Consider the following 6,976-nt stretch of genomic DNA (forward strand, 5'->3'; position numbering starts at 1 on the left):
GCCCCGCCGTCGAGGCCGCGCAGGACCGCGGCCGGGACGAACTCGGCGACGTCGCCGCCGAATCCGTGGACCTCCTTGATGAGCGAGGAGGACACGTGGGTGTACCGGGCGTCGGCCGGGAGGTAGACCGTTTCGACCCCGGTGAGGTGGCGGTTCATCGCGGCCATCGGGGCCTCGAACTCGAGGTCGGCACCGCCGCGCAGTCCCTTGACGATCGCGTCCGCACCGATCTGCCGGCAGAACTCGGCCAGCAGGCCCGGGCCCATGGGCCGGACCGCGACGCCGGCGAGGGACGACACCGTCGCCTCGATCATGGCGATGCGCTCGTCCACGCTGAAGCGGTACGTCTTGGCCGGGTTGGAGGACACGGCGACCACCACCTCCTCGAAGAGGTTCGCGGCTCGCGCGATCACCTCGACGTGCCCCTTGTGGAGGGGATCGAACGAACCAGGGCAGACGGCACGACGCATGGGTGCCAGCCTAGCGGGGGCCGCGCCGGGCGGCGACGGACGCCCGTCCGGTCCGGCCCCGGCGCGTCGCGGTCCTGCCGGGCGCGGCGTGCGCCGCCGTGTGCGGTCCGCGGCGATGGGTACAGTGCGGCCATGGACGGAACCCAGCCCACCCCCGGGGCAGCACCGCACGACGTCGACGTGGACGCGCCGTGGCGTCGCACGGCGGCGGCCGCGGGCCTGCTCGGTGACGCCGGCCCCGTGCCCACCGTGTTCGAGACGATGACGGGCCTCGCCGTCGAGCACGGGGCCGTGAACCTCGGCCAGGGCTTCCCCGACGCCGACGGCCCCGACGCGCTGCGGCGGCTGGCGGCCGACGCCGTGCTGGCGGGCCCCAACCAGTACGCCCCCGGCACGGGCGACCCCGCGCTGCGGCGGGCCGTTGCAGAGCACCGCCGGCGCCACTGGGGCGTGACGGAGGACCCCGCCACGCAGGTCATGATCACCACGGGTGCCACCGAGGGCATCGCCGCGACGGTCCTGGCGTTCGTGCGCCCGGGCGACGAGGTCGTCACGGTCGAGCCGTTCTACGACTCGCACGCCGCCACGATCGCCCTGGCCGGCGCCCGGCACGTGGGCGTGCCGGTGGAGGCGCCGGACTTCCTTCCGGATCCGGCGCGGGTGGCGGACGCGATCACCGACCGCACGCGCCTGCTCATCGTGAACACGCCGCACAACCCCACGGGTGCGGTCTATCCGCGGGAGCTGCTCGAGGAGCTCGTGGCCCTGTGCCGGTCCCGGGGCGTGCTGATCCTCTCGGACGAGGTCTACGACCACCTCGTCTACGAGGGCGAGCACGTCAGCCTGCGCTCGGTCGCGGGCGCCGAGGACATCGCCCTGACGGTCTCCAGCGCGGGCAAGGCGTTCGCGGTCACCGGGTGGAAGGTCGGCTGGCTGACCGGCCCGGCCGAGCTCGTCGGGGCCGCGCGCGCCGTCAAGCAGTTCCTCACCTACTCCTCCGGCCCCGCCTTCCAGCGCGCGCTGGGTGCCTACCTGCCCACCGACGACGCCGAACGGCACCTCGCCGGCCAGCGCGAGCGGTACCGCGACGCCCGGGATCGGCTCGTGGCGGGCCTGCGGGAGGCGGGCCTGGACCCGGTCGTCCCGGCGGCGGGCTACTTCGTCGTCGTGGACCTCGCCCCGTGGGGTGTGACGGACGCGGCCGAGGCCGCGGTGCGGTGGACGCGTGAGGCCGGCGTCACGGGCATCCCCGTGGGCGCGCTCTGCCGCCCGGACGGAGGCCACCTGCGGTCGTGGCTGCGGCTGGCGTTCTGCAAGTCCCCGGATGCGATCGACGAGGCGATGCGCCGCCTGGCCGAGGCGGCCCCGCGGCTGCGCGCGGCCTGACCCCCGACGCTTTCGTTGACGAAACGGCGGTCCCCAGAGCATTTTCGTTCGGGAAACGGCGGTCCCCGGAGCACTTGCGTTCGGGAAACGGCGGCCGCCGTGCTCGCGGTTCGGTGCTGAGCACAGTCCGTTCCGCCCTCTCGTCGCCCCAATGAGAACGGGACGAGACGCCGCCGTTTCCCGAACGAAAACGGGCCGAGACGCCGCCGTTTCCCGAACGAAAGCGGGTGGGCGGGGTCAGCGCTCGTCCTGCCAGAGGTACAGGGCGGTCTCGCCGTAGACGCGCACCTCGACCTCCTCGAGGCCGCGCGGCCGGCGCGGCGCCGCGTCCCGGGCCGCCCGCTCGAGCACGAGCAGCCCGCCCGGGGCGAGCCGCCCGGCGGCCGCCTCCACCACGGCCTCGAGCGGCGGGCCGGCGACCGGGTACGGCGGGTCGGCCAGGATCAGGTCCACGGGCGCGGTGTCCCCCGCGAGCGCCTGCTCCACGCTTCCGGCGCGCACGCGCACGACGTCGGCCCCGCGCGCCCGGTTGACCAGCGCGGCGTTCGCGCGGCACGCGGTCACGGCCCTCCGGTCCCGCTCGACCAGCAGCACCGATGCCGCTCCGCGGCTGGCGGCCTCGCACCCCAGGGCGCCGGAGCCGGCGTAGAGGTCGAGCACGGCCGTCCCGTCCAGCCAGTCGCGGGCCTCGAGCCAGGAGAACAGGGCCTCCTTGGTGCGGTCCGTGGTGGGGCGCGTGCCGGTGCCGGGGACGGCGGTCAGGGGACGCCCGGCGGCCGCGCCGGCGATGATGCGGGACATGGCTCAGCCCTTCTCGAGGTAGTCGGCGGCGGTGAGGTGCTCGGCCTCCCAGCGGGCCACCTCGGCGGCGAGCGCCGGGTGGGCGGAGAGCCCCGGGCCGGCCGCCATGACCTGCGCGACGGCGTCGGCGGCCACGGCGATCAGCGGGGCGTCGGCGATGACGTCCACGTGGTGCAGCCCCGAGGCGAGCCCGGACTGGGCGGCGCCGAGCACGTCGCCGACGCCGCGCTGGGCGAGGTCCTCCTGCGCGATGCGCATGCCGTCCTGCTCCTGGGCCAGGACCTCGAGCCGGCGCAGCGACGGGTGCCCGTCCGGCAGGCGCGTGGCCAGCAGGCAGACCGCCGCCCCGGGCCCGCGGCCCACGCGGCCGCGCAGCTGGTGCAGGGTGGACAGGCCGAAGTCGTCGGCGTCGAGGATCGCCATGACCGTCGCGTTGGGCATGTCCACGCCCACCTCGATGACGGTGGTCGCCACGAGCACGTCCGTCTCCCCGCGCGCGAAGGCCTGCATCGCCGCGTCCTGCTCGGCCTGGTCCATGCGCCCGTGCACGGCGTCGATCCGCAGCCCCGCCAGCGCGGGGAGACCCCGCAGCCGGGGTGTCATCTCCTCCACGTTGGCGTGACCCGGGTCGGCGTCGTCGGGGTCGATGCGCGGGCACACCACGAACGCCTGGTGGCCGGCCGCCACGTGCTCGGCGATCAGCTCCCACACGCGGCCGATCACGCGCGGGCCGTGGGCCATCCGCGCCACGTGCGTGGTGACCGGCTGACGCCCGGACGGCAGCCCCTCGAGCACCGAGAGGTCCAGGTCGCCGAACACCGTCATCGCCACGGAGCGCGGGATGGGCGTGGCGGACATGACGAGCAGGTGCGTGCCGGGGTTGGCCCGCCGCAGGGCCTCGCGCTGGTCCACGCCGAAGCGGTGCTGCTCGTCGACGACGGCCAGGGCCAGCTCGGCGAAGCCCACCTTCTCGGAGAGCAGCGCGTGCGTCCCCACGGCGATCCCGGCCTCGCCGGAGGCCAGGGCCAGCAGCGCCTCGCGGCGCGCGGCGGTCTTGAGCGAGCCGGTGACCAGCGCGACCCTCGTGGCCGGGCCGTCGCCGGCCCCGAGGGTGCCGGCCTCGGCGAGGGGGCCCATCAGGCGCAGCAGGGCACGGTGGTGCTGGGCGGCGAGCACCTCGGTGGGCGCCACCAGGGCGGCCTGGCCGCCGGCGTCCACGACCTGCAGCATCGCCCGCAGGGCCACGAGCGTCTTGCCCGCGCCCACGTCCCCCTGCAGCAGCCGGCTCATCGGGGCGTCCCGGGCCAGCTCGGCGGACAGCTGCTCCCCCACCGCCACCTGGCCGGGCGTCAGCGCGAACGGCAGGCGGGCGTCCAGGACCTCGAGCAGGCCCCCGGCCCGCGGCGGGCGGGGCACGGCGGGCACCGCCCGCTCCCGGTCCCGGCGCCAGGCGAGCGCAGCCTGGACGAGCAGCGCCTCACGCAGGGCGAGCGCGGTCCGCGCCGGGCCGGTGGCGGCGACGTCGTGCGGGGCGTGCAGGTCCCGGTATGCCTGGGCGGTGCCCGGCAGCGGCGCGTCCAGGTCGAGCGCCGCGGCGGCCTCCGCGCGGAGCCGCTCGGTGAGCAGTTCCGGGATGCGGCCCAGGTCGACTGTCTCGAGCACCCGGGCGACGGCGGAGCGGACCGTCCACGACGGCAGCTTCCCCGTGGCCCGGTAGAGCGGGACCGGTCGCACGTCCACCTCCCCCGGGGCCACGTCGTCGTCCAGGAGGGCGAAGTCCGGGTTGTTCAGCGTGATCCGGCCGCGGTACTCGGTCGTGCGGCCCTGGAACATGGCGGTCATCCCGGGGGCGAGGCGGCGGCGGGCGTCGTGGCCGTTGAAGAAGGCCATGGACAGGCTCGCCCCCGGCACGCCCGCCACGGACGGGTCCGCGACGGTGACGTCCACGATGAACCCGGGCCGGCTGTGCATGCGCCGCGTGGTCACCGACTCCACGACGGCGACGACGGTCACCTCGGCGTCGTGCGGCAGCGCGGCGATGGGGGTGAGCTCGCCGCGCTCGATCCAGCGGCGCGGCACGTGGTCCAGCAGGTCCCCGACCGTGGTCAGCCCGAGCTCCTTCTCGAGGCGGGCGGGCAGCTTCCCGCCCAGCACCTCGGACAGGGGCAGCTCGGTGACGGGGGCCTCAGCGGCCATGGCACCCGTCCGGTGCGGCGTCTCCGTGCGACGGCCCGGCCAGGTCGGTGACGGCCAGGCCCTCCACGTCGCCGGCGGCCCGCAGGGGGCCGATCGCGTCCTCGGCGCGGGGCACGTGCACGTGGACCCGCCACGGCACCCGGCCCTGCGCGTCACGGGCGGTCCCGACGGGGGCGAGGATCACGGCGTCCCCCACGTCGGTCAGCCGTCGGCGCAGCTCGGCCGCGGCGAGCGGGGTGAGCGTCAGGGTGCCCATCACCTCGACGGCCCCCTCGGCCGACGCCTCCGCCTCGGCGGCAGGCTCGGCCTCCGCGGCGTGGACGCCCTCGACGTAGCCGGGGAGGGCGGTGGCCAGCTCCTCGTCCACGGGCGTGCCCGTGACGACGGCGCGCAGCGCCTCGAACACCCAGAGCAGCCCGACGGCGCCGGCGTCCACGACGTGCGCCCGGGTCAGCGGGGCGAGCAACGACTCGGTCTCCTCCACGGCCTGCACGCAGTCGGCCAGCATGACGGTCACGGCCGGGCCGAGGCGCACGGCCGGGTCCGCGTCCCCGGCCACCGCGGGCGTGTCCGGGGCCTGCGTGGACGAGCGCGCGAGGCTGCGGGCGGCCGCGGAGAGCACCGTGAGGATCGTCCCCTCGCGCGGATCCGACAGGGCCTGCCGGGCGGCCCGGTCGGCGGCTCCGAACGCCGCCGCCAGGGCGAACGCGTCGACACGCTCCCGGCCGCGCAGAGGCTCGGCCATCCCCGCCAGGCTGACCGCGAGCAGCATGCCCGAGTTGCCCCGGGCCGAGTCCAGCGCGGCCGCGCCCGCGTGCGCGAGCACGGCGCCGACGTCGTCCTGTGCGGGGCAGGCGTCGGCCGCGGTGCGGGCCGCCGTCAGCGTGGCGAGCATGTTCGTGCCCGTGTCCGCGTCCGGGACCGGGAAGAGGTTCAGGGCGTCGAGTCGCGGCGCGGCCCGGCCCACGAGCTCCTCCGCGAGCGCGAGCCAGTGCCGTACCAGTGACGGCCGGGACGGCGTGCTCACGGCGCCACGGCCTCCCCCAGGGTGCCGGTGCGGATGCCCTCGCCGAGGCGGGCGATCGCCGCCCAGTCCGGCCACACGACGTCCTCGCCGGTGTCCGTGTAGCCCACGCCCACGGACGGCACCGTGCTGGTCACGATCGGGGCGTCGCGCGCGTCGCGCAGGGACCACGCCAGGTTCGCGAGGGTGCTCGAGTCGAGCTCGTCGTCGAGGGTCAGGAAGGGGGCGAACTCCTCGACGGCGGCCTGCACGCGGCTCGGGTCCGAGAGGGTGTCGCGGGAGAGGAACGCGGCCACGATGGCCTTGACCAGGCGCTGCTGGTTCTCCACACGGTCGAAGTCGCTGCGCGGCAGGTTGTACCGCTCCCGCGCGTAGGCCAGGGCCTTGTCCCCGTCCATCTGCACGGTGCCCGCGGGGAAGTCGATGCCGCCGGTCGAGACGAAGGCGCTGGGGTTGTCCACGCTGACGCCGCCCAGGGCGTCCACGAGGCCCTTGAAGCCGGCGAGGTCCACGGCGATCACGTGGTCCACGCGTGCCTGGAACATGTTCTCCGCGGTGGCCACCGTCAGCGGGATGCCGCCGTACTGGTAGGCGGCGTTGACCTTGTGGTCCCCGTGTCCCGGGATCGGCACCCACATGTCGCGCATGATGGACATGACCTGGATCTCGCTGCGGTCCCCGGGCACGTGGACCCACATGAGGGTGTCCGACCGGCCGGCGGAGTCACGGCCCTCCGCGCCCGCGTCCTCGCCGACGAGCAGCACGTCGAGGGCCTGCTCGTCCGCCTTCTCGTCCGCGTCCGGGGCGACGGGGCCCTGGGCGCCCTCGGCGGCCTGGTCCGCGTCCATGCCGGGCGGCGGCGCGGTGGGCTGCTGGGCGGACGCCCCCGCGGCGCCCGGGCGGCCCGACTCGGCGGGGAACGCGCCGCCGTCGAAGCGCTGGGTGTCCTGGTCGATGATCCGGGCGATCCCGCCGACGTACACCGCCGCCGCGATGCCCACGGCCAGCAGCGCCACGAGCACCACCGCCAGGGCGATCAGCCACGGGCGGCGACGACGACGGCGCCGCCCGTGGCTGATCGCCCTGGCGGTGGTGCTCG

General features: G+C 76.1%; 6 protein-coding genes. 1 reads left to right on the forward strand and 5 read right to left on the reverse strand.

Annotated elements, in window-relative coordinates:
• The coding region (gene coaD / locus QL983_RS09510) for a pantetheine-phosphate adenylyltransferase (RefSeq protein WP_036334714.1) at positions 1-470 on the reverse strand (470 nt) is incomplete at its 3' end.
• Between the two features lie 132 nt (positions 471-602).
• Between coaD and QL983_RS09515 the strand changes: the two genes are divergently transcribed.
• Positions 603-1,856, forward strand: a complete 1,254-nt coding sequence (locus tag QL983_RS09515) for an aminotransferase class I/II-fold pyridoxal phosphate-dependent enzyme (protein WP_002856397.1) — start codon at positions 603-605, stop codon at positions 1,854-1,856.
• Positions 1,857-2,093: 237 nt separating this feature from the next.
• Here QL983_RS09515 and rsmD read toward each other — a convergent pair whose 3' ends face one another.
• From rsmD to QL983_RS09535, 4 genes are read right to left on the reverse strand one after another with little or no spacing between them, the layout of a single operon-like run.
• A complete protein-coding gene (gene rsmD / locus QL983_RS09520) occupies positions 2,094-2,657 on the reverse strand; it encodes a 16S rRNA (guanine(966)-N(2))-methyltransferase RsmD (protein WP_216886474.1) in 564 nt (187 codons plus the stop codon).
• 3 nt (positions 2,658-2,660) lie between these two features.
• Complete coding sequence (locus QL983_RS09525) at positions 2,661-4,853, reverse strand: ATP-dependent DNA helicase RecG (RefSeq protein ID WP_230297464.1); 2,193 nt, start codon at positions 4,851-4,853, stop codon at positions 2,661-2,663.
• Positions 4,843-5,880 (reverse strand): DAK2 domain-containing protein, encoded by a 1,038-nt coding sequence (locus tag QL983_RS09530; RefSeq protein ID WP_216886472.1) that lies wholly within the window; start codon positions 5,878-5,880, stop codon positions 4,843-4,845. The genes QL983_RS09525 and QL983_RS09530 overlap by 11 nt, the downstream gene beginning before the upstream one ends.
• On the reverse strand, positions 5,877-6,956 hold the full coding sequence (locus QL983_RS09535) for an LCP family protein (protein WP_290152625.1): 1,080 nt from the start codon (positions 6,954-6,956) through the stop codon (positions 5,877-5,879). The genes QL983_RS09530 and QL983_RS09535 overlap by 4 nt, the downstream gene beginning before the upstream one ends.
• Positions 6,957-6,976: the final 20 nt, after the last annotated feature.

Source organism: Micrococcus sp. APC 4021 (assembly GCF_030407635.1).
Classification (GTDB): Bacteria; Actinomycetota; Actinomycetes; order Actinomycetales; family Micrococcaceae; genus Micrococcus; species Micrococcus luteus.

What these genes read in the sequence shown, in the direction of transcription:
- rsmD (WP_216886474.1), bottom strand. Translation starts at nt 2,657, where the DNA reads ATGTCCCGCATCATCGCCGGCGCGGCCGCCGGGCGTCCCCTGACCGCC.
- QL983_RS09525 (WP_230297464.1), bottom strand. Translation starts at nt 4,853, where the DNA reads ATGGCCGCTGAGGCCCCCGTCACCGAGCTGCCCCTGTCCGAGGTGCTG.
- QL983_RS09515 (WP_002856397.1), top strand. Translation starts at nt 603, where the DNA reads ATGGACGGAACCCAGCCCACCCCCGGGGCAGCACCGCACGACGTCGAC.